Origin of the sequence: Methylocaldum sp. GT1BB, from assembly GCF_051027545.1 — a bacterium.
Lineage (GTDB): Bacteria > Pseudomonadota > Gammaproteobacteria > Methylococcales > Methylococcaceae > Methylocaldum.
Map to the genome: position 1 here is coordinate 586,453 of NZ_CP194902.1, position 21,987 is coordinate 608,439.

The 21,987-nt window shown below is 57.8% G+C and carries 18 protein-coding genes; 5 read left to right on the forward strand and 13 right to left on the reverse strand.

The window, feature by feature from the left end; translation table 11 throughout:
- Positions 1 to 45: 45 nt before the first annotated feature.
- Positions 46 to 693, forward strand: coding sequence for a cAMP-activated global transcriptional regulator CRP (gene crp, locus ACR2TX_RS03895; protein WP_077730291.1), 648 nt, complete (start codon positions 46 to 48; stop codon positions 691 to 693).
- Between the two features lie 42 nt (positions 694 to 735).
- Here the strand turns inward: crp and ACR2TX_RS03900 are convergent, their stop codons facing one another.
- From ACR2TX_RS03900 to radC, 9 genes are all read right to left on the reverse strand, one after another.
- Positions 736 to 2,247 (reverse strand): ArnT family glycosyltransferase, encoded by a 1,512-nt coding sequence (locus ACR2TX_RS03900; RefSeq protein WP_434131262.1) that lies wholly within the window; start codon positions 2,245 to 2,247, stop codon positions 736 to 738.
- A 303-nt stretch (positions 2,248 to 2,550) separates the two neighbouring features.
- A complete protein-coding gene (gene prlC, locus ACR2TX_RS03905) occupies positions 2,551 to 4,596 on the reverse strand; it encodes an oligopeptidase A (RefSeq protein WP_077730289.1) in 2,046 nt (681 codons plus the stop codon).
- A 50-nt stretch (positions 4,597 to 4,646) separates the two neighbouring features.
- Positions 4,647 to 6,011, reverse strand: a complete 1,365-nt coding sequence (locus ACR2TX_RS03910; protein WP_077730288.1) for an HDOD domain-containing protein — start codon at positions 6,009 to 6,011, stop codon at positions 4,647 to 4,649.
- 44 nt (positions 6,012 to 6,055) lie between these two features.
- Positions 6,056 to 7,465: an HDOD domain-containing protein gene (locus ACR2TX_RS03915; protein ID WP_077730287.1), complete on the reverse strand. Its 1,410-nt coding sequence runs from the start codon at positions 7,463 to 7,465 to the stop codon at positions 6,056 to 6,058.
- A 112-nt stretch (positions 7,466 to 7,577) separates the two neighbouring features.
- Positions 7,578 to 8,678: a glycine cleavage system aminomethyltransferase GcvT gene (gene gcvT / locus ACR2TX_RS03920; protein ID WP_077730286.1), complete on the reverse strand. Its 1,101-nt coding sequence runs from the start codon at positions 8,676 to 8,678 to the stop codon at positions 7,578 to 7,580.
- Positions 8,679 to 8,816: 138 nt separating this feature from the next.
- Positions 8,817 to 10,949 (reverse strand): sodium-translocating pyrophosphatase, encoded by a 2,133-nt coding sequence (locus tag ACR2TX_RS03925; RefSeq protein ID WP_347257493.1) that lies wholly within the window; start codon positions 10,947 to 10,949, stop codon positions 8,817 to 8,819.
- A gap of 59 nt (positions 10,950 to 11,008) precedes the next feature.
- Positions 11,009 to 12,271, reverse strand: a complete 1,263-nt coding sequence (locus ACR2TX_RS03930) for a 6-phosphofructokinase (protein WP_086133165.1) — start codon at positions 12,269 to 12,271, stop codon at positions 11,009 to 11,011.
- A gap of 431 nt (positions 12,272 to 12,702) precedes the next feature.
- Positions 12,703 to 13,386, reverse strand: coding sequence for a class I SAM-dependent methyltransferase (locus ACR2TX_RS03935; protein ID WP_077730310.1), 684 nt, complete (start codon positions 13,384 to 13,386; stop codon positions 12,703 to 12,705).
- 35 nt (positions 13,387 to 13,421) lie between these two features.
- Positions 13,422 to 14,096: a RadC family protein gene (gene radC, locus ACR2TX_RS03940; RefSeq protein WP_077730284.1), complete on the reverse strand. Its 675-nt coding sequence runs from the start codon at positions 14,094 to 14,096 to the stop codon at positions 13,422 to 13,424.
- Positions 14,097 to 14,208: 112 nt separating this feature from the next.
- Here radC and coaBC point away from each other — a divergent pair, with 112 nt between their 5' ends.
- The 3 genes from coaBC to argB are packed head-to-tail and all read left to right on the forward strand — an operon-like array spanning position 14,209 to position 16,826.
- A complete protein-coding gene (gene coaBC / locus ACR2TX_RS03945; protein ID WP_077730283.1) occupies positions 14,209 to 15,429 on the forward strand; it encodes a bifunctional phosphopantothenoylcysteine decarboxylase/phosphopantothenate--cysteine ligase CoaBC in 1,221 nt (406 codons plus the stop codon).
- The gene (gene dut, locus ACR2TX_RS03950; RefSeq protein ID WP_077730282.1) at positions 15,398 to 15,853 is read left to right on the forward strand and encodes a dUTP diphosphatase; all 456 of its coding nucleotides are present in this window, start codon (positions 15,398 to 15,400) and stop codon (positions 15,851 to 15,853) included. Before coaBC ends, dut begins: the two co-directional genes overlap by 32 nt.
- A gap of 55 nt (positions 15,854 to 15,908) precedes the next feature.
- Positions 15,909 to 16,826: an acetylglutamate kinase gene (argB, locus tag ACR2TX_RS03955; RefSeq protein WP_434131266.1), complete on the forward strand. Its 918-nt coding sequence runs from the start codon at positions 15,909 to 15,911 to the stop codon at positions 16,824 to 16,826.
- 177 nt (positions 16,827 to 17,003) lie between these two features.
- Here the strand turns inward: argB and ACR2TX_RS03960 are convergent, their stop codons facing one another.
- The 3 genes from ACR2TX_RS03960 to ACR2TX_RS03970 all read right to left on the reverse strand — a co-directional run bounded on the left by ACR2TX_RS03960 (position 17,004) and on the right by ACR2TX_RS03970 (position 19,798).
- Positions 17,004 to 18,017: a DUF4124 domain-containing protein gene (locus tag ACR2TX_RS03960; protein ID WP_077730280.1), complete on the reverse strand. Its 1,014-nt coding sequence runs from the start codon at positions 18,015 to 18,017 to the stop codon at positions 17,004 to 17,006.
- Positions 18,014 to 18,655 carry an orotate phosphoribosyltransferase gene (gene pyrE / locus ACR2TX_RS03965; RefSeq protein WP_077730279.1) on the reverse strand — a complete coding sequence of 214 codons (642 nt, stop codon included), beginning with the start codon at positions 18,653 to 18,655 and terminating at the stop codon, positions 18,014 to 18,016. Before pyrE ends, ACR2TX_RS03960 begins: the two co-directional genes overlap by 4 nt.
- Positions 18,656 to 18,793: 138 nt before the next feature.
- Positions 18,794 to 19,798, reverse strand: a complete 1,005-nt coding sequence (locus tag ACR2TX_RS03970; protein ID WP_077730278.1) for an AAA family ATPase — start codon at positions 19,796 to 19,798, stop codon at positions 18,794 to 18,796.
- 199 nt (positions 19,799 to 19,997) lie between these two features.
- On the opposite strand from ACR2TX_RS03970, the gene ACR2TX_RS03975 reads away from it, so the two are divergent.
- Entirely contained in the window at positions 19,998 to 20,687 is a 690-nt protein-coding gene (locus tag ACR2TX_RS03975; RefSeq protein WP_240502504.1) for a hypothetical protein, read from the forward strand.
- Positions 20,688 to 20,706: 19 nt separating this feature from the next.
- On the opposite strand, the gene purD is transcribed toward ACR2TX_RS03975, so the two are convergent.
- Complete coding sequence (purD, locus tag ACR2TX_RS03980) at positions 20,707 to 21,984, reverse strand: phosphoribosylamine--glycine ligase (RefSeq protein ID WP_434131270.1); 1,278 nt, start codon at positions 21,982 to 21,984, stop codon at positions 20,707 to 20,709.
- Positions 21,985 to 21,987: the final 3 nt, after the last annotated feature.

Sequence of the window (21,987 nt, forward strand, 5' to 3'; positions counted from 1 at the left end):
CTAAACTTGATAGATCGCTTTCCATTCACGAGACCCGCAACGCCTATGCATTCTCTCTCGAAACCGGACGAGGCTCTGGCAAATCTCCTGCCGTATTGCCATCGCCGTCGTTATCCCAACAAAACGCACATTATTCGGCCCGGAGATGCAGGAGACACGCTCTATTACATCATCGAAGGCGCGGTTACGGTCAGTCTGGCGCACAAGCCGAGCGGTGACGATATCGTACTCGCTTATCTGAACAAGGGAGAGTTTATCGGCGAAATCGGAGTATTCATGGGCTCCATGCTTCGGGATGTGACGGTCACGACCCGTGAACCGAGCCAACTTGCCGAGATAGGTTATGCTCGATTTTCTCAATTGCTCAACGGCGAACTCGCCGAACATGCCGTAGGCATTTTGAATCTCCTAGGGCGTCAGCTGTCCCGGCGGCTTTTACACACCAGCCGCAAGGTCGGCAACCTCGCATTCCTCGATGTTTCCGGTCGTATCGCGCACACCCTCATAGAGCTATGCAAGCAGCCTGAAGCACTGACGCACCCCGACGGCATGCAAATCCGCATCACCCGGCAGGAACTGGGCCGCATCGTAGGCTGCTCCAGGGAGGTTGCGGGAAGGGTTCTGAAAAACCTCGAAGAACAGGGACTCCTTTCGGCCAAAGGCAAGACGATCGTCGTCTATGGGACTCGTTAAGCCACAGCCTGCGCTCGGAAAGATGGCCAAGGTTTAGCCCGCTCAGCCTGTCAGTCGGGCAACCACATCCGGCCGCGCAAGTAGAGCAGACGCTTTCCATAATCCGATACGGCGATTGCCCCGATAAGGCTGGGAAAATTCGGCACTCTCCTCAAATGCCTTCTTGCTACCGCGATACACGATGACAACATAACCATCGGGGTGTGCGGCCAACCATTCGGACAGCGCCTTACGCGTGTGGAGCACCTTGAGCGGTTCTTTCAGCCTCCCGACGAATTGAAAATCCCCGCTGTATTTTTCCCAATGCGCAATCGATGCTCCCAGCGCTTGCAACTGGGCAAGACGAGTTCCCATAGGCCGCATGTCGTGGTGAGATCGCCCTGCCTCGATATAAATGAGATGCGCGGCCAGCACCACGCCGATCATCGCTCCCACGACTGCCCGCACCATCGTTGCCGAGTCACCGGGCCGCCATAGCAGTAGAAAAGCACCCAGTCCGATGATCAGCGCTCTCGCGATCAAGGGCGATGCTTCGGCGACGGCCACGACTGTGCTATCGGCTTTCGGAAAGCCGAGAACACCGGCGATACCCGGAAGCAAAGCCAACGCCAGCCCCAAGCCCAATACGACCGTTCCGAATGCCCGTTGACCAAAGCGCCCGACCTGAATCGACGGATCGCCGAATACCCGGGCGAAGATCAGTGCCCAGATGGGCAGAGAAGGAAGCAGATAATGAATCTGTTTGGCGCTGACAGCCGATAACAGTATCAATACGGCTGCAACGTGAAGAATGCAGAAGCGCAATTTCAGATCCGCCTTTAGCTCGATCAGCTTGCGCCAAAGACCCGGCCAAAGAATCCATGGAAACAAAAAAATCGGCAATATGGCCGCATACCACCACCATGATCGCTTATGAGCGAAGGAATTGGCGATGCGGCCAGCCGACTGCCCCCAAAAGATGGCTTGGGCGTACTCTTCGCCCCCGGACATGCCGGCGGGAATAGCCCATGCCAAGGCAATGGCCGCGCCCAAGACGGTAGCCGCCAGAATACCGGCGTACCATCCGCCCCAGCCCGAACGCGGAACGCGCCCCATCCACCAAGGTGCCAGCAGACCGACCGGCAGTATGAGCAGCAAGATGATGGGCCCTTTGGACAGTACCCCTCCACCGATCCCGACAGCCGTCATCAACCAGCCGAGATAGGAAGGTTCTTGAGCCGCGCGCAGAATACCCAACACGCCCAGCAAGGCAAAAAAGGCCACCAGCATGTCGTAGAGGGTCAAGGTGGTCCACATGGACCAGACCGCAAGACCGAGCAAAATCAAAGGAGCCAGGCGGGATACCGACTCCAACTCGGGCCACAGCCGGCGCGCCAAACGCTCGGTCAGAATCAGATTGGCCAAGCCGAACAAGGGACCTACCAACCGCGGCGTCCAGTCGTTGACGCCGAAGATGAGCCAGCTCAAATGGATGATCCATTGGAAAAGAGGCGGCTTGTGACTGTACGGTTCGCCGTTCAGGGAAGGTACGAGGAAATCGCCTCGCAGCCACATCTCCCAGGCTACCGATACGGCGCGGGTTTCATCGACGGGTATAAGAGGCCTAAAGGCAAGGCCAGAGAAAACGAGAACGCACCAGAGAAGGACGTAATCCCTGGCAAACGGCCGGTATGGCATAGACGTCGTTGTTATGGATTCACTTTCGTTACGAAAAACCGGCGCCCCCAAAGCACCGGCGCCTGAGCCTGTTCATCCTACTCTACGGCAAGCTGCGGATATCGGTTAAAAGACAAAACAACGAGCGGGGCAACTTACGTCGCCCTCGCCCTGCCTTCATTATAAGGATTTGTATATTCGCTAAGCCGCTTCAACGATGCCGTTGTGCCTTAGCAGGGCATCGATCGTCGGCTCGCGGCCGCGGAAGGCGGTGAAAAGCTCCATGGCCTTGCGGCTGCCGCCTTGCTCGAGGATATTTTCCAAGAACGAGCGGCCTACGTCCGGCGCAAAAATGCCTTCTTCCTCGAACAGCGAGAAAGCGTCGCTGGACAAGACTTCCGCCCATTTGTAGCTGTAATAGCCCGCCGCATAGCCCCCACCGAAGATGTGCGAGAAACTGTGCGGGAACCGGTTGAAAGGCGGCGGGACAAATACCGCCACCTGCTTTCTGACGTCGTCGAGTATCGGATAAATCCGGCCACCCCGGCTCGGATCGTATTCCAAATGAATGCGGAAATCGAACACACTGAATTCGAGCTGGCGGACCATCTGCATGCCCGACTGGAAATTGCGGGCTGCGATCATCTTGTCAAGCAAATCTTCCGGCAAAGGCTCGCCGGTCCGATAGTGGCCCGATATGAGTCCCAGCGCATCGGGTTCCCAGCAAAAGTTTTCCATGAACTGGCTCGGCAGTTCCACGGCGTCCCATTCCACGCCGTGGATGCCGGAAACACCCAGGTAATCGACCTTGGTCAGCATATGGTGCAAGCCATGACCGAATTCATGGAATAAGGTCAACACCTCGTCATGCCGCAACAAGGACGGCTCGCCATTGGTCGGAGGCGTGAAATTACAAGTCAGATACGCGATCGGGTGCTGTATCTTTTGGCCGATTCTGCGCCGGGTGACGCATTCGTCCATCCAGGCTCCGCCACGTTTCTTCGGCCGCGCATAAAGATCCAGATAGAAACCGCCCAACAAATCGCCCGAGCGGCCAAGGATTTCATAAAACCTGACGTCCGGATGCCAAACATCCACCCCGGATTTTTCCCGGATTTGAAGCCCGTACAAGCGTTCGACCACGCCGAACATCCCGGGAACAACCCGATTGACGGGGAAATAGGTTCGAATCTCTTCTTCGGACAAGGCGAATTTATGCTGCCTAAGCTTCTCTGAATAATAAGTCAGATCCCAAGATTCCAGCGTTTCTTGACCATGCTCTTGGCTTGCGAAGTTTTTCAGCTCTTCGAGATCTCGTCTCGCCTGAGGCAAGCTGCGGCGCGCCAGATCGTTCAGAAAATGCATCACCTCATCGGTCGAGGGCGCCATTTTGGTGGCAAGCGACAATTCCGCATAGTTCGAGAATCCGAGAAGCCGCGCCTCTTCATGGCGCAAGGCGAGAATCCTCTCCATGACTTCGGAGTTGTCCCAGCGTCCGGCATCAGGACCTTGATCGGACGCGCGAGTGTTGTAGGCGGTGTAGAACTCGCGGCGCAAATCCCGATCGTCCGCATAAGTCATCACGGCAATATAAGACGGGAATTCCAGACTGAACAGCCAACCTCTCTTACCCTGCGCCGCAGCTGCTTGGCGCGCCATCGCAACCGCCGACTCGGGTAATCCGCTCAGCAGCTTTTCATCCTCGATGTGCTTGCTCCAGGCATGCGTCGCGTCGAGCACGTTATCCTGAAATTGACTGGCGAGTTTGGAGAGTTCTTGGGCAATGGCCTTGAAGCGGGACTTTTTCTCCGGAGTCAATTCAACGCCGGACAGACGAAAATCCCTGAGCGCATTTTCAAGGATCTTCTTTTGCGCGGTATCCAATTCGGTTGCACCCGGGCTTTCGGCAAGCCCGCGGTAAGCCGCGTACAATTCCTCGTTTTGGCCGATTTCCGTCCCGTATTCGCTCAACAGCGGCAGACACGCGTTGTAGGCCTCTCTAAGCTCGTCGCTGTTCACCACGGCATTCATGTGGCTTACCGGAGACCAGGCTTTGTTTAGCCGGTCATCCAAGTCTTCCAACGGCTCTACCAGGTGTTCCCAGGTATCTGTTTTTCCATGTTCAAGCAATTTCGCGATAGCAGCACGGTTTTCTTCCAATATCCGTTCGACAGCCGGCACGACATGCTCCGCTTTGATACGCGAAAACGGCGGAAGACCATCCATATCAAGTAATGGGTTGCTCATAAACTCAAAAAAACCAAATGGAAATATACGTTGGACGGAATACGGCCACGTCAGGTTTTGAAAAACTTCATAGTCCGATCGATCCTCTCCTTGGCTTCATGCAGGACGTTAAGGGTATGGGTCGGCGACAACCGACTATCCTTGAGTTTGGCGCATGCCGGAATGGAATTGATTGCCGGCAGCTCCGCCATGCGACGCGTACCGATATAGCTATGCAGCCTGGATAAGATCACGATATCGCTGAGAGCAAGGGCATTGCCGCTGTCGTGATACCATTCTTCAGCCAGCATCGGGATTTCGATCAAATCGGCCGGAAAATCCCACTTTTTCAGCAAGAAAGCCCCTACCGGACCCCGAATATGAGGCATCGCCGACTCGATCTCGTCCGGACTCCAGTACTCGCGAGGAAACTTTTCGGCAAAATAGAGAAACGGCACTACGCCGATATCGGCAACCAATCCGGCTAACAAGGCTTCCTCTTCACTCACTCCTTCGTTCTCGGCGGCTAAAACATAACAGAGGCTGGATAGCTTGATGCTCGTTTCCCACTGCCTGTGAAGGGCTTGATTGATGTAAGGGTCTTGACCACGGAAAACCTGCCTCAGACAAAAGCTGGTCACCAGGTTCCGGGTCGCCGCCAGCCCCAAACGCAAAACTGCATCGTGGCAATTATTGATCGGACGAACAGGCAAGTACAGAGGGCTATTGGCGACGTGAACGAGTTTGGCGGCAACGGCGGGATCGAGTTGAACGATGTTGACGACTTCACGGATGTCGACATCGTGTTGTATGGCCTGCCTTAGCTTGAAAGCCACGTCCGGCAAAGAGGGGATTCGCAGTTCTTCCTCGCCGTAAGACTGGGCGAAAGCCTGAAACAGCCGGCCTCCCCGAACAGCTTCCGGAATCCGCTCATCGTTGGAGTCTATTAGAGTTTGCGCCGATTCGTACCTGACCACGCCTCGACTCATGATCTTGCTGGCGACGCGCAATATCTGAATTTCGGTCTGCGCGTACGCCGTGGCGCTGTACTGCTTGCCGCAGCACAAGGGAAACCTCGCTTTGGCAGTATTTGCACTGATCTCGTAAGTTTTCCCGTCACCGAGATCCATCAGAACCGTCCCTCCCAAGAGGTAATGAATCGATTCGATCGGTTCCCCGGCCTTGAACAGAATCGTGCCGGGTCCATAAACCTCGGCCTTTCTCTCCAAAACGAATGCGTCCAATTCGTCTTCGCTGAGGGTGCGGATCGGAAACAATTCTTTCAGGATGTCCAAGTTGATGGACATCCCCTCCCGTGACGAAGGAACGATTTTCGCAGCTTGCGGATAAGCGTCCGCCCCGTCCTCGACCGGTGTTTGCGTCTTGAGGCTGGCTGTTTGCCTCCTAGAACCGAAAATTCGTGTCAGCAAGCTCATTTCTCAACTCTATCACAGGACACTGTCGAAAACTGTTACATACATTACTGACCGAATACCCTCAAGGTTTCGGCAATCTGCTCCTTGGCATCGTACAATACCTTGAGCGACTGCTCCGGAGTCAGCGTGGCATCTTTGAGCTTAGCGTATGCGGGTAATTCGGTGATCGGGGGCAAATCTCCCATCTTGGGCGTTCCGACATAACTGTGCCAGGCCGCTAGCCGGACGATATCGGCCAAACCCAGCCGATCCGTACCCGACGAGTAGTTCCATTGCTCGGCAATGATCGGAAGATCGAGATATTCGTCGGCAAACTCCCACTTAGCGAGCAAATATTGGCCGACCGGCCCTTGAATAATCGGCAGGGCTGCCTCGAGTTCCGCCGAGCCGTGATACTCAGACCGAAATTTTTCGGCAAAAGACAGAAAAGGAATGGCGCCGATGCGAACGATCAATCCGCCCAACAGCGCTTTATCGGGATCGACCTGACCGGTTCTCGCCGCCAGCACGGAAGAAATCACCGACAGTTGAAGGCTGCTCTTCCACACGTCCAACATGAGTTTTCTGATCTGCGGACTACCCGCGTTGAAGAGACCTTTCATACTCATGGTGAAAATGAGGTTGCGGGTCGCCACCAGACCTAGCCGAGCAATGGCGCTCTGACACGTCTTGACCGGCTCGGCCGTGAGATAGAGAGGAGAATTGGCCACTTGCACCAACTTAGTCGCAAGTACGGGATCCATCTGCACGATTTTTGTCGCCTTTACGAAGTCGATCTCCTCGCGCATGGCCTGCCTTAATTTGAAGGCCACGGACGGAAAAGCCGGCAAGTCGAGCTTGCCTTTATGAAAGGTACGGCAGAAGACATAAAACAAATTGCTCCCACCCAGTTCACGAGGAAGCGGCGATCGAGTCAAATCGGGCGGAACTATCGTCCGGGCGCTCGATCTCTCCGCATACTGTCGCAAGATCACTGCGGGCACGCGCAGCACCCAAACGTCCGTCCAGGCATTCGCCGCAATCGAACTCAGCCCGTCGCGATTCAGCGGGAAGCGTGCGGCATCGCTATCCGAATCCACCTTCGTCTTGCCGCCACGTTCCGGCCCGACCATAACCGTGCCTTTAAGCAGAAACACTGCCGTCTCGGGCATTTCAGAGCCACGAAGCACGGTCGAACCTGCCGGATAGAACTCCATTAGGCGCCCGGAAGCGAAGGCGATCAGTTCCTCCTCGCTCAGTGTTGCCAGCGGCGCCAAACGCTTAAGAATTTCGGGAGGAACCGGCTCGGTTCGGATGAGCGTGGGCTCGACACTGGGCGAGTCCAACAGAAACGAATCCGAAGGATCCTGAATATCGGAACGAGCAGCGGTCCTTTTAGCGGCGACCAACTTGAAGCCGAGCCAGCCCGCCACACCGAGACTGAGGATACCGATTGCCAATACGAGGGTATTCATCTATAGCCGCTCACACTCCAAGGCGGAATATTATTTTCGTTTATGTGACACGCCTCACATACAACTCGGCGAGCCCATGCTAACCACCCTATAAATACTAGCTTAATAGCTGCTAAATTCGATCCAAGCCGAAAGCCGCGTGCCCCTGCCTGACAAAACGTGGCGGCGTAATCCACGCCTCTTTCGATTGGCCGCGAATCTCTACCCAGGCACGCTCATAGCTGCCGGGAGGCAGACGAGCAAAGCCGACCGAGCGATTCAGTGTAGGCGAGAAAATCCCGCTCGTGACAACACCTTCACCAAACGGCGGAACGACGACCTTCTGCCCATGGCGCAGCACGCCTTTATCGTTCAACACGAGTCCCACAAAACGGCGCAGTTGCCCGATTTTCCGCTGCTCCTCCAAGGCCTTGCGACCGATAAACTGCCGCTCGACCGGCTCCCAGGCCACGGTCCAACCCAGTCCGGATTCCAAAGGGCTTACGGTCTCGTCCATGTCCAATCCATAAAGCCGCATTCCGGCTTCAAGACGCAAGGTATCCCTCGCCCCAAGCCCGCAGGGTCTAAAACCGTTAGCGATCAGTACTGCCCACAGGGCAGCAGCATCGGCCTGAGGCAAGATGATTTCCAAACCGTCTTCGCCGGTATATCCGCTGCAAGATATGAACCAATCGCCAGCCTCGGCAAATTCGAACGGCGCCAAGGACATAACGGCCACATGCAATTCGGAAGGCAGGCCATCACGCGCTTTGCGCCTCGTTTCCGGCCCTTGCGCCGCGATAATCGCGAGATCCTGCCTGGGCAGGACGCCCACGGAGAATCCAGAGACCTGCCGCTGTATCCAAGAGATGACCTTGTCGCGAGTAGCGGCATTGCTCACAATCCGAAACCGATCCCCTGCCCTGCGGAAAACGGTCAAGTCATCCAGTATCCCGCCGCTCTCGTTAAGCACGCAGCTATACAGAGCCTTGCCGGGACCGCTCAATCGATCGACATCGTTCGCCAGGAGCATTCTCAGAAACCGCCCGCAATCCGCGCCGTCGAGATCTATGACGGTCATGTGCGACACATCGAAAACACCGGCATCCCGGCGCACGGCGTGATGCTCCTCCAGTTGCGAACCATAATGAAGCGGCAACTCCCAACCCGCGAACTCCACCATGCGTCCGCCGGCCTGCCGGTGGATCTCATTCAAGATTGTTTTGCGCACCATGGGTTCAAACCTGATATTAACGAATGAATATTCGGTTAGACCTAATCGCTCGCCTATTCCGACTAGACAAAGGAATCAAAAATGCATGAAACAAAGAGGCCGGCAAAGCCGGCCTCTTTAACTGGATCGTCGCGTCACTTACAGTAACGGAATGATCAAAAGAGCCACGATATTGATGATCTTGATCATCGGATTGACGGCCGGGCCCGCCGTGTCCTTGTACGGGTCGCCGACGGTATCGCCGGTCACCGCCGCCTTATGGGCTTCGGACCCCTTGCCGCCGTGATGGCCGTCCTCTATATATTTTTTCGCGTTATCCCAGGCACCGCCTCCGGTGGTCATGGAAATGGCCACGAACAGCCCGGTAATGATCGAACCGATGAGTACGCCGCCCAATGCCTCCTTACCGAGCAGCAACCCCACCAGAATGGGTATCGCCACGGGCAACAGGGATGGCACGATCATCTCCTTGATCGCGGCCACGGTCAGCATGTCCACCGCCTTCGAATAATCGGGCTTGGCTGTATAGTCCATGATGCCGGGAATCTCGCGGAACTGCCGCCGAACCTCGTTAACGATTCCGCCTGCGGCACGGCCCACGGCCTCCATGGCCAAAGCACCGAACAGATAAGGCACCAAGCCGCCGATGAAAAGCCCGATGACCACCATGTGGTTCGACAAGTCGAAGGTAATGCCGCCGCCCAAATTATGGGTGTAGTCGGCGAACAGCACGAGCGCGGCAAGCCCTGCGGAGCCGATGGCGTACCCCTTGGTTACCGCTTTGGTGGTATTGCCGACGGCATCGAGAGGATCGGTGATGTTACGGATTTCGGCGGGCAAATCGGCCATCTCAGCGATGCCCCCGGCGTTGTCCGTAATGGGACCGTAGGCGTCCAGCGCCACGATCATGCCGGTCATGGACAGCATTGCCGTGGCCGCCACGGCGATTCCGAACAAACCGGCCAGCTCGTAGGCTCCCCAGATGCTGGCACATACGGCAACAACGGGGCCCGCCGTCGACTTCATGGAGATGCCAAGCCCCGCGATGATGTTGGTAGCGTGCCCGGTGGTCGACGCCGATGCGATATGCTGAACCGGCTTGAATTCGGTTGCCGTGTAGTATTCGGTGATGGCGACCATCACCCCTGTAAGAACAAGACCGATGAGGGCGGAGAAATAGATGCTGTGGGCCGAAATCGATTCGCCCGCAAACGAAACATCGCCACCGAACAATGCCAGAGTGACCGGATAGAACGCCAGGGCGGACAAGCCGCCGGAGACGATGACGCCTTTGTAGAGGCCGCTCATGATCTTGCGTCCCTCGGCAACCTCCACGAAAGAAGTGCCGATAATGGATGCAATGATGGAAATTCCGCCGAGCACCAAGGGATAAGCGATGGCGTTCTCCGACCCGGCGGTGAGCAGGCTGGCCAGCAGCATGGTGGCGACGATCGTCACCGCGTAGGTCTCGAACAAGTCGGCGGCCATGCCGGCACAATCGCCCACGTTGTCGCCCACGTTGTCGGCGATGACCGCAGGATTTCGGGGATCGTCCTCGGGAATCCCGGCCTCGACCTTGCCCACCAAATCGGCGCCCACGTCGGCGCCCTTGGTAAAGATGCCGCCGCCCAAACGGGCGAAGATGGAAATCAAAGAACCACCGAAGGCGAGTCCCACCAGTGCGTGCAACGGATCGTCGACGCCGGAGGCTTTCAGGATCACATAGTAACCGGCGACACCCAAAAGGCCCAATCCGACCACCAACAGGCCGGTGATGGCACCGCCCCGGAAAGCCACGGTGAAAGCGGCATTCATGCCTTGATATGCGGCCTGTGCAGTGCGGGAATTGGAGCGCACCGAGATGTTCATGCCGATGTAACCGGCAACGCCGGACAGCACCGCACCGACGGCAAAGCCGATGGCGACAGCCCACCCGAGGGCGACACCGATAACGAGGAAGAGAACCCCGCCGACCAGACCGATCGTCTTGTACTGGCGGTTCAGATAAGCTTTGGCGCCTTGCTGAATGGCGGAGGCAATTTCCACCATGCGCTCATTGCCCGGCGATTGAATATTAATCCAGGCAATGGAAAGGATTCCGTAGATCAGGGCGGCAACCGCAGCCGTGAACGCGAAAGCCACTCCCCAGCCGATTGTGAAACCGATGTATAGGAACTCGATGAGTCCCAAACCGGCGATCATTTTACAGCGACGGTCATTCAGCACTAACCGGACGCCCTCTTGCGCGCGGGCGACGAGTAAATAAGCCATTTTCTCCTCCTCTTTTTTGCTTTCTTGTTTTTACGTCACATGGGGCATGAACTCGGAAATCAAACTGCAAATTGGCTGGTCAGCTTCTTGGGAACCGACGCATTTTTCAACACGACGTAATTCGGCAAGCCATCTTTGTACGGCGGGTAATCTTCGCCCTCTATCAAAGGGAGCAAATAGGCGCGACAAGCATCGGTAATGCCAAAGCCGTCTGGAGAAATGAATTCCCGCGGCATCTTCTTTTCCACATTGGCCACGTCCGACAAGTCGGCGTGACCGATCTTCCACCGATAGGGCGAATCGGAAATACGATCGATCGTGGGCATGACCGCATTCCGGCCATCCAAAGCCAGTTCGACGGCGGCCTTACCGAGGCCGTAAGCCTGTTCGACATCGGTTCTGGAAGCAATGTGCCGGGCGGCGCGCTGCAGATAATCGGCCACGGCCCAGTGATACCTGTGGCCCAGCGAGCTCTTGATCAGAGCGGCAATGACCGGGGCGACACCGCCAAGCTGGGTGTGGCCGAAAACGTCTTTGATACCGGCATCGGCGAGAAACTTGCCGTCCGCCCCCTTTACGCCTTCCGAGACCACTACCGAGCAATAGCCGTAACGCTTGACCCTCTCGTCGACCGCGGCCAGAAACTCGGTTTGATCGAAGGGAATTTCGGGAAACAGGATCACCAGCGGGATATCGTGTTCCGCATCGGCCGCCAATCCTCCGGCGGCAGCGATCCAGCCAGCATGGCGCCCCATGACCTCGATCACGAATATCTTGGTTGAAGTGGCCGCCATCGAGGCCACGTCGAAGCTCGCTTCACGGGTGGAAACCGCAATGTACTTGGCTACGGAACCGAAACCGGGACAGTTGTCGGTAATGGGCAGGTCGTTATCGACTGTCTTGGGAATATGAATGGCGCACAATGGATAACCCATCTTCTCCGAAAGCTGAGACACTTTCAGACAGGTATCGGCCGAATCGCCGCCGCCGTTGTAGAAGAAATAGCCGATGTCGTGGGCCTTGAAGACTTCAATCAGCCGTTCGTATTGCGCCTTGCTCTCCTCGAGTCCCTTCAGCTTGTAGCGGCAGGAGCCGAAAGCGCCGCCCGGCGTGTGCCGCAGCCCGGCAATGGCTTGATCGGATTCCTGAGCCGTGTCGATAAGATCTTCGGTCAACGCACCGATAATGCCATTCCGCCCGGCATAAACACTACCAATATGATTACGGTGCCGCCGCGCGGTTTCGATCACACCGCATGCCGATGCGTTAATGACGGCGGTTACACCGCCGGATTGGGCATAAAATGCATTCCGAATGGCCATGGCCGCCCTTTATCGTTCTAAAGTCCTAATAAAAAGCCTACATTAGAACAATTACCCTTGCAGTACAAGGCGCTTAGGCTAACCGCCAAGGGTATTTGCACCATACGGCTATATTGGAATTGACAGCCAGATACGATGATTGTTTTCCACAGCGTCCGATGTTGTCTTTAGCCTTTCTACTGCGCCTCCTCCCGTGACACGCCGAGCAATGCGCCGGGACGATTCGCCGCGTCTGAGATGTTTACACAGATGCGGCATAAGGGTGATCCGTGTCGCCGAGCCATTAAGGCGGCACGGGCGACAATGTGCTGAGCGTCTTGCCCGGAGTCCGGAGCAACGACAGAATCGGCGGCGGTCCTCGAGTCAACGCGACAAATGCGTCGTGCAAGAACTGACTCTATTCGGCCATGAAAGCGGCCTCGGTCACCCGCTTAACGCTGGGTTTCCAGCAAAGAAAGTCGGCCCGACACGACGAGATGACGATCGCTGACGATAGTGACGGCAAAATCGGCTAGGCCGGCTTTCTCCAATTGCGCGCGGATTTCATCCGGCCGGTAAGCCGCACGAAGGGAGTTCGAGAAATCCCGTTTCAGCACCTCCGGCGCGTCGGCCGCATACTGCCGGACCAGTTCGTTTAGCTGCTCTTCGCTCTCGGGCCGCAGCAGGTCCATAATAAAAATCGGCGCGCCGGATTTTCCCCACCGCTTCACGGACGCCCATAACACCATGGGATCGGCCAGGTGATGGAGCAGCGAATTCGAGATCACCGCATCGTAAGACGTCAGCGGTAAGGTGGCATCGGGAAGATAGGCTCTGATCAGCCGGATACGCTGCTCCAAGCCTGCCGAGCGAACGGCTTTACGGCCGAACTCGAGCATGGCTTCGGCGCCGTCCACGCCGTCGATCCGGCAATTCGGAAAGGCGCGGGCGAAACGCACGGTTACGTCGGCCGAACCGCAGCCTAAGTCGAGAACTGCGCCGGCCAGCGTGTCGTCCGGAAACGCGGATCGAAACAGGGAGACGAAATGATCGTGCGGCTCGGAAAAATCCGCTTCCGCATAGGCACGGGCCTGATCTTCCTCGTCCATCAATTCCGGCTCGGGTACACGCTGCATGTTCGGCTCCATCGACAAGATCGCTTAGCAACGCACTATATCAACCCGTGCTCAGCGAAAGAATAGGCTTCCCCGTCACCAACGATGAAATGATCGAGCACGCGTATATCGATGAGCGACAAGGCTTGCTTGAGCCTGTGCGTGATGTGCTTGTCGGCCTCGCTGGGTTCGGCGATGCCCGAAGGATGGTTGTGGGCGAATATCACGGCCGCGGCATTGAAGGACAAGGCCTTTTTAACCACTTCCCTAGGATAGACGCTGGCTCCATCTATGGTGCCCCGGAACAGTTCTTCAAATTCGATGATCCGGTGCTGATTGTCGAGAAAGAGAGCCGCGAATACCTCGTGAGGATGGCTGCGCAACTGCGCGGCGAGATAGCGGCGGGTCAGGTCGGGACTGGTTAGCGCGCTTCCGCGCCGGAGCGTCTCCTTGAGATGTCTTCGGGCCATTTCGAGCACGGCCTGAAGCAAGGCATATTTGGCCGTCCCGAGCCCGCGGCTGCGGCTGAACCGTTCGAAGTCGCTTTCCAGCAATGCCCTCAGCGAGCCGAACTCGTTGAGCAGTTCGCGAGACAGATCCACCGCAGTCTTGCCTTTGACCCCCGTGCGCAGGAAAATCGCCAGCAGCTCCGCATCCGACAACGCCAGCGGTCCTTTTTGAAGCAGCTTTTCCCGCGGTCTTTCGTCGTCGGGCCAATCCGTGATGGGCATAGCTCCCCCCGTCCAATAAAGTGTTTCAAACCGAATCGCAGCAAAGCATAGAAGCCGTAACGCAAACTTGCCATAATGCGGCGGCTCAACCTCTTATCGAAACCAGCCAACATTGACCTATCTCACCGGTAAAAACATCGTTTTGGGTGTTACGGGCGGTATCGCCGCCTACAAAGCTGCCGAACTGACCAGACTTTTGCGTAATGCCGGCGCCTCGGTACGGGTCGTCATGACCCATGCAGCGACGGCTTTCGTCTCTCCGCTGACGTTTCAGGCGCTTTCTGGCAATCCGGTGCATACCGAGTTGCTCGATACCGGCGAGGAATCGGCCATGGGGCATATCAGCCTGGCCCGGTGGGCGGATCTGGTGCTGATCGCGCCGGCCACGGCCGATTTCATTGCCAAGCTCCGGATCGGACTCGGCGACGATCTTTTGTCGACGGTGTGCCTGGCAACCCGCGCCCCGATCGCCTTCGCCCCCGCCATGAACCAGGCCATGTGGGACAACCCGGCGACCCAAGAGAACGTCCGCCGCCTGTCCGACCGGGGCGTTCGAATACTCGGGCCGGCGGAAGGCGATCAGGCCTGCGGCGAGGTCGGCATGGGCCGGCTCTTAGAACCGCAACGGATTTTGGAGGAGTTGGAAAGCTTCTTCGGAGGCGGGGTTCTGGCCGGACTGTCGGTCCTGATCAGCGCTGGCCCTACCCGCGAACCGATTGATCCGGTGCGTTACATCAGCAACCGAAGCTCGGGCAAGATGGGCTACGCGCTTGCGGAGGCCGCCGGGCGGGCTGGCGCGAAGGTCAGTCTGGTGACCGGCCCCACGGCCCTGAAGGTCCCGAACGTACACGAGGTCTCATGGGTCGAGAGCGCCGCGGACATGTACCGCTGCGTCATGGACAAGGTCCCGTCCGCCAATATCTATATCGGCGCCGCGGCGGTGGCTGACTATTCCCCGGAAACCACAGCGAACCAAAAAATCAAGAAAAACCAGTCGGAGATGGTTCTGACACTGCGCAAGACCCAGGACATACTGAGCGCCGTCAGCGCCTCGCCGAAACGCCCGTTCACCGTGGGCTTCGCCGCCGAGACCGATAAACTCGAAGACTATGCCCGGCACAAGCTGGCGGCCAAATCGCTGGACATGGTGGCCGCCAACTGGGTCGGGCGTGACAAAGGCGGATTCGAAAACGACGACAACGCGCTCTTCGTTTGCTGGAACGGCGGTCATACCTATTTGCCGCTAGCTCCGAAGAAAACCATTGCCGAACAACTCATACGACTCATTGCCGAACGTTATCATGCGCAAAATTCAGTTAAAGATTCTCGATAAGCGCCTCGGGAGCGAGATTCCCCTGCCCCATTACGCCACCTCCGGCGCGGCCGGGCTGGATCTTAGGGCCTGCCTCGACGAACCGCTACGGCTCGAACCGGGCGAATCCAAACTGATTCCGACGGGGCTCGCCATCCACATCGAAGACCCCAATCTCGCCGCCGTACTGTTGCCGCGCTCGGGACTCGGACACAAGCACGGCATCGTGCTCGGCAATTTGGTCGGCCTGATCGATTCCGATTACCAGGGCCAGGTTTTCGTCTCCTGCTGGAACCGGGGAACCGAATCCTTCGAAATCCAGATCGGCGACCGTGTTGCGCAGATGGTGTTCGTGCCGGTAGTGCAGGTGGAATTCGAACGGGTCGATGACTTCGAAACCAGCCGAAGAGGCGCTGGGGGCTTCGGACATACGGGGCATCAATAGGATTCAGACATCCGGCGGAACAGCGTGCTTCCGCCCCACTCTCCTGGAGTCATCCGTGAAAAAGCAAGAGTCCATCGAAATCAACTCCGCAACCCACATCGCGCACGTCCTGATCGAAGCGCTGCCTTACATCCGGCACTTCAAAGGCAAGACCGTAGTCGTCAAGTACGGCGGCAATGCCATGACCGAGGAACGGCTCAAGAACAGCTTCGCCCGGGACATCGTGTTGCTGAAGCTCGTCGGCATCAATCCGGTCGTCGTCCACGGCGGCGGCCCCCAAATCGGCAATCTGCTGCAACGTTTGGGCAAGACCAGCGAATTCGTGCAAGGCATGCGGGTGACCGATGCCGAAACCATGGATGTAGTCGAAATGGTGCTCGGCGGCCTGGTCAACAAGGAAATCGTCAATTTGATCAACCGGCATGGCGGTTCGGCGGTCGGACTGAGCGGCAAGGACGGCGACTTAGTGCGTGCCCGCAAGATCGTGGTCAAGCAACGTTCTCCGGAAACCGAGGAAACCGAGGAACCCGAGATCATCGATCTGGGCCATGTCGGCGAGGTCGAGAGCATCGACCCGTCCGTGGTGGACATGCTGGTACAGGGCGATTTCATCCCGGTCATCGCACCGATCGGCGTCGGTGCCGACGGTTTTTCCTACAACATCAATGCCGACTTGGTGGCGGGCAAAATGGCGGAGGTCTTGAAAGCCGAAAAGCTGATACTTTTAACCAACACCAAGGGCATTCTGGACAAGGAAGGAAGTCTATTGACCGGGCTATCCCTGTCCGAAGTGGATGATTTGATCTCGGACGGCACCATTACCTCCGGCATGATCCCGAAGGTGCGCTGCGCCACGGACGCTCTCAAAGGCGGCGTCGCCAGCGTTCACATCATCGACGGACGGATCGACCACGCCGTGCTGTTGGAGCTTTTCACCGATCAGGGGATCGGCACGCTCCTGATGCGTCGCTAACGGAACCGGCGCTTGAAACCTCGAAAAACCGCCTTCCCGGCGGTTTTTCTCTTCGCCAAGCCCAAACGCGGTTTCGGCTTGGCTTACGTTTTCAGCCGCTTACGCGGCCGAAAACGACGGGGCATCACTGCCCCGTACGAGCACCTCGAAGTTTTTCGAGGTGCCCGCTCACGAAACTCACCCAGGACCGGCCAAACCGGCCTCTACGTAAGGCTTGAAACCGGCACGGATCTGGCGAACTTCGGGGCTTGCGCAAAGCGTTTCGCCGACTGTCGACGGCCGGCACCGTATGTCGAGAAAAATGACGTTCTCGGTTTTGCGGGTGATGCGGGTAACGGTTGTAGTGAACTCCCGCTCGTCACGGGGAGCCGCCGTTTGCAGGATTTTGTCGTTATCGATGGATAACGGCGTATCGGTATGTTCGAGCAGGTAAGCTCGCGCAAGGCTCCACGCCTTGTCGCACATCGCTCCCGCTGAGCAGGAAACAGCGCTGACGATGATGTTCCCGGTATCGGACTTATCCGCGCTATTCGGCGACTCGATCCAGGTTTGATGCCATCTCAAGCCGCGCTTCGGGTCGTTGATCGCTTTGAAGCGGGCGATGTCCTTGGCAAAGCTATCCGAAATTGAGGCTTTTTCGGCTTCGATGCGCTTTATTTTCGCCTCGTGACCGGCGATCTGTCGTCGTGCCGCTTCCATTGTGTCGCGTAGATTTTTCGGAATCGCCTGACCTTTTTTCTCCAGATCTGCGGCGCGCTTTTCCTGTCCGTCCAATAACGCCTGTTGGCGCTGTTTATTGGCTTCGGTCACCTTGATCAAGGAATCCAGCATGTTCAATTTTCCTTGCAAGGCCAGGTTGATCTCTTCCTCGCTGCGGTAGGTTCTGAGCAGCGCCAAGTCTCGATCGCGTTGCCCGGCCAAAATCCGCTCCTGGTCGAGACGCAACTGCTTGAGTCGGTTTTCGCCCTCGATTTGCTCCGGCGACTTGGCCCCCTCGAGCACTTCCACCTCATGCCCTTGGGCATCGAGCTTGGAGCGGCGGTGCTTGGCCTCCTCGGGCGGAACCCGGTCGGAGTAATGCACGGCGCCTTTTTCGTCGACCCACCGGTAAGTCGCGGCATCGCTGCCCGCCCCATAAACGGCGACGGCAAACGTGATCCAGGCAACGCGAAAACCGGTTAGAGGTGTCATAACACGCCGAATCGGGACTGGTATTCCCGAATCGCTTCAACGTCCGTGCGACGATTGGCCTTCTGAAGAAATTCGAGAATATTGCGCAGCGTGACGATGGAATAAACCGGCAACTGAAACTGATTGGCGACTTCCTGCACCGCGGAAAGCTCGCCCCGTCCCTTTTCCTGCCGATCCAGGGTGATCAGAACGCCGCTTGGTACCGCCCCGGCAGCCCGGATGATGTCCACCGACTCCCTCACCGAGGTACCAGCCGTAATCACGTCGTCGACGATCAGCACCGAACCTGTAAGCGGCGCTCCCACGAGCGAACCGCCCTCGCCGTGATCCTTGGCCTCCTTGCGATTGAAGGCGAACGGGACTTCCTCCCCGGTTTCCCGGGCCAGGGCCATGGCCGCGGCGCAAACCAGGGGGATACCTTTATAAGCCGGGCCGTACAAGACATCGGCCTTGATGCCCTCGTGCAACATGGTCTTAGCATAGAACTCGCCGAGCTTTGCCAGACGGGCTCCGGTATCAAAGAGCCCGGTATTGAAGAAATACGGACTGTGCCGACCGGACTTCAGGGTGAAATCACCGAAGCGCAAGACGCCGCATTGGAGTGCGTATTCGATAAATTCCGCTTGGAATGGCTGCATGTATCGGGCTATATCTCTGTAATCTCGTTTTCTAAAGCCGCCGGCGAGCGAGTAGCGACGATGATTTCGCACCGCTTCGCCGACGAAAAGGGTCTGATGTGCTTATTGAACTTTAGCACATCGGCGCAAGCGGCCCGGTTAAGGCACGGCTACCCGGCGAAGCAGCTCCTGGACAACGCGGTCCGACGACACGCCTTCCGCTTCCGCCTCATAGCTCAAGATCAAGCGATGGCGCAGCACGTCCGGAGCAATGGATTGAATGTCCTCGGGCGTCACGTAATCGCGTCCGTACAGCCAGGCTCGGGCACGGGCGCACCGGTCCAGGGCTATGCTGGCGCGGGGACTCGCGCCGTATTGCAGCCAGCGTTCGAGTTCCTTGCCGTAAGCTCCGGGGTTGCGGGTACTCAGCACCAGTTGCAGCAGATATTCCTCCAGGGTATCGGCCATATAGAGATCGAGCACTTCTTGCCGCGCCGTAAACAAGGTCTCTTGGCTGACGGACTTGAACTCCGCCTCCGAGGCGGCACGTCCGCGCCGGGATTCTTCCCGCACCAGCCGCAGAATCGCGCGCTCGTACTGGGCTTCGGGATAACCGATCCGGATATACAGCATGAAACGGTCCAACTGCGCCTCGGGCAGCGGATACGTTCCTTCCTGTTCGATGGGATTTTGTGTCGCCATCACCATGAACAGATCCGGCAGCTTGTAGGTCACGCGACCGACGGTAATCTGGCGTTCCGCCATCGCTTCGAGCAGGGACGACTGCACCTTGGCCGGCGAACGGTTGATCTCGTCGGCCAGCACCAAATTATGGAACAACGGTCCGGGCTGAAAATGGAACGAACCGTCCTGAGGACGATAGATCTCGGTGCCGGTCAGATCGGCCGGCAGCAAGTCCGGGGTAAATTGAATGCGGTGAAAATCGCCCTCGACGGCCCGGCTCAGCACGTTGATCGCCCGAGTCTTGGCAAGGCCGGGCGCACCTTCCACGAGAATGTGCCCATCCGCGAGCAGCGCGATCAGCATCCGCTCGATCAGAGTATCCTGTCCGATTACCTGGGCCGCCACAAACTGGAAGAGCCGTTGCACATCCTGTTGAGCGGGCGATAAAGTCCTTTCGGAAATTTCGTTCTCTTGAAACATGAGTAACGTATATCCCTCTTGAGTGAGTCGATTCGCAGGCGCTTCAAAACGATGGATTATAATTGAAGTCATCGTCCCGCAGCGCGCGGATTGCTCCGATCCGGCCTCTCAGAAAATGAAACAATCTCCGACACTACCGATTTTCCTCCCGGCCGGCCGACGCGCGCTTTTATTGATGTGCGCCCTGCTGGTTTCCTGTATGACCTATGAGAACCGCATTCCTCCCGTGCCGCTGCCCTCGTCGAACCGCGATCACGTGGACGTGGAGGGCGCTCGTGTGGCGGCAGAAGCTTACGCTGATCCCGAACAGGCAGAGCAAGCGTTCGGATTCGACATACGCAAAGCCGGACTACTCCCGGTACGTCTCCTCATCGATAATCAAAGCGCGAGCGTCGTCAGGGTCAACCCGCAGCAAACGTTTCTGATCGATCAGGATGCCCAGGCGTGGCCGCTGCTGACCGGCGAGCAAGCCCATAACCGCGTGGCGAGTGCCATGCAGTTCGGCACCCTGATGGGCAATGCGGCGCGAGGCGCCGCATGGGGCGCCGGTGCCGGTGCGCTGACCTCGTTCGCTATCGGGATGATCTTGTACGGCGGGTTTGGCGACGGACTCAGCAACAATCTGCCCGAACACGCCGCCGCGGGCGCCGGTGTCGGAGCAATCGTCGGCGGAGGACAAGACTCGCAAGACCTGGAAGACCGCATACGCCGGGATTTGATCGGAAAATCGCTGCGCAACCAGCGATTACGACCAGGGGAACTGGCTTACGGCTATCTGTTTTTTCCCGGAAAAGAAGAAGCCCGAAGCGCCAAAATCCTGCGCATCGGGCTCGAACTCGACGGTTATCCGCAGGTCGTGAACCTGCCGCTAAAAACCGCGCCGCGCTGATCGCCCATCTTCAGCCCGGTCAGCGGCCTATAGCCCGGTAGCCGATGTCGGTGCGGTAATACATGTTTTCCCAGCGGATTTCTCGCACCTGTTCATACGCTTTCCGCTGAGCTTCCAGAACGGATTCGCCCAAGGCGCACACACAGAGCACGCGTCCTCCGGCCGTAACGATCTTGCCGTCCGACCGCGCCGTACCGGCATGAAAGACTTTGGTATCCGCACTCGCCTTCTCCGGCAAACCTTGGATTTCGTCGCCCTTGGCATAGTCGAAGGGGTATCCGCCCGCCGCCAATACGACGCCCAACGAGGCGCGCTCGTCCCATTCGGCACTAACCCGGCTCAAGCGTCCTTCCACTGCGCCAAGACACAGATCGACCAGATTGCTCTTGAGCCGCATCATGATCGGCTGGGTTTCGGGGTCGCCGAAACGGCAGTTGAACTCGAGCACCTTGGGCGTGCCGTCCGGCGTGATCATCACCCCGGCATAAAGAAAGCCGGAGTAAGGGATGCCGTCCGCCGCCATTCCGCGCAGCGTGGGCTCGATCACTTCCTTCATGATGCGATCATGGATTTCCGGCGTCACCACCGGGGCCGGCGAATAAGCGCCCATACCGCCGGTATTGGGGCCTTTGTCTCCGTCGTCCCGCGCCTTGTGATCCTGGGACGTCGCCATGGGCAGGACGTCCAGCCCGTTGGCCATGACGATGAAGCTGGCTTCCTCGCCCCTCAGGAATTCCTCGACCACGACTCTATGGCCCGCAGAACCGAAGGCATTGCCCGACAACATGTCGGTTACGGCATCTACCGCCTCGTGTTCCGACTGAGCGATGACCACACCCTTGCCGGCGGCCAATCCGTCCGCCTTGATCACGATCGGCGCACCTTTTCGCCGGATATAGGCGACCGCCTCGTCGACCGCCGTAAACGTTTGGTATTCGGCGGTCGGAATACCGTGGCGAGCCAGAAAATCCTTACAGAATGCCTTGGAGCCCTCAAGCTGCGCGGCAAGCCGAGTGGGGCCGAAGCACTTGAGCCCCGCCGCGCGGAATTCGTCCACGATGCCGGCCACCAACGGAGCTTCGGGACCGACGATCGTAAGATCGATGGCCCGCTCCTTAGCGAATGCCAACAAGCCCGGAATATCCTCGGCCGCAATCGGACGATTCTCCACTTTCGGTTCGGCAAGCGTTCCGGCATTGCCGGGTGCGACGAAAACCGTCTCCACTTTGGGAGACTGCGCTGCTTTCCAGGCTAAAGCGTGCTCACGTCCGCCGCCGCCGACTATCAGTACTTTCATGGT

Coding starts and splice junctions, on each gene's coding strand:
- crp (WP_077730291.1), top strand. CDS start 46: ATGCATTCTCTCTCGAAACCGGACGAGGCTCTGGCAAATCTCCTGCCG.
- ACR2TX_RS03900 (WP_434131262.1), bottom strand. CDS start 2,247: ATGTGGCTGCGAGGCGATTTCCTCGTACCTTCCCTGAACGGCGAACCG.
- prlC (WP_077730289.1), bottom strand. CDS start 4,596: ATGAGCAACCCATTACTTGATATGGATGGTCTTCCGCCGTTTTCGCGT.
- ACR2TX_RS03910 (WP_077730288.1), bottom strand. CDS start 6,011: ATGAGCTTGCTGACACGAATTTTCGGTTCTAGGAGGCAAACAGCCAGC.
- ACR2TX_RS03915 (WP_077730287.1), bottom strand. CDS start 7,465: ATGAATACCCTCGTATTGGCAATCGGTATCCTCAGTCTCGGTGTGGCG.
- gcvT (WP_077730286.1), bottom strand. CDS start 8,678: ATGGTGCGCAAAACAATCTTGAATGAGATCCACCGGCAGGCCGGCGGA.
- ACR2TX_RS03925 (WP_347257493.1), bottom strand. CDS start 10,949: ATGGCTTATTTACTCGTCGCCCGCGCGCAAGAGGGCGTCCGGTTAGTG.
- ACR2TX_RS03930 (WP_086133165.1), bottom strand. CDS start 12,271: ATGGCCATTCGGAATGCATTTTATGCCCAATCCGGCGGTGTAACCGCC.
- ACR2TX_RS03935 (WP_077730310.1), bottom strand. CDS start 13,386: ATGCAGCGTGTACCCGAGCCGGAATTGATGGACGAGGAAGATCAGGCC.
- radC (WP_077730284.1), bottom strand. CDS start 14,096: ATGCCCATCACGGATTGGCCCGACGACGAAAGACCGCGGGAAAAGCTG.
- dut (WP_077730282.1), top strand. CDS start 15,398: ATGCGCAAAATTCAGTTAAAGATTCTCGATAAGCGCCTCGGGAGCGAG.
- ACR2TX_RS03960 (WP_077730280.1), bottom strand. CDS start 18,017: ATGACACCTCTAACCGGTTTTCGCGTTGCCTGGATCACGTTTGCCGTC.
- pyrE (WP_077730279.1), bottom strand. CDS start 18,655: ATGCAGCCATTCCAAGCGGAATTTATCGAATACGCACTCCAATGCGGC.
- ACR2TX_RS03970 (WP_077730278.1), bottom strand. CDS start 19,798: ATGTTTCAAGAGAACGAAATTTCCGAAAGGACTTTATCGCCCGCTCAA.
- ACR2TX_RS03975 (WP_240502504.1), top strand. CDS start 19,998: ATGACCTATGAGAACCGCATTCCTCCCGTGCCGCTGCCCTCGTCGAAC.
- purD (WP_434131270.1), bottom strand. CDS start 21,984: ATGAAAGTACTGATAGTCGGCGGCGGCGGACGTGAGCACGCTTTAGCC.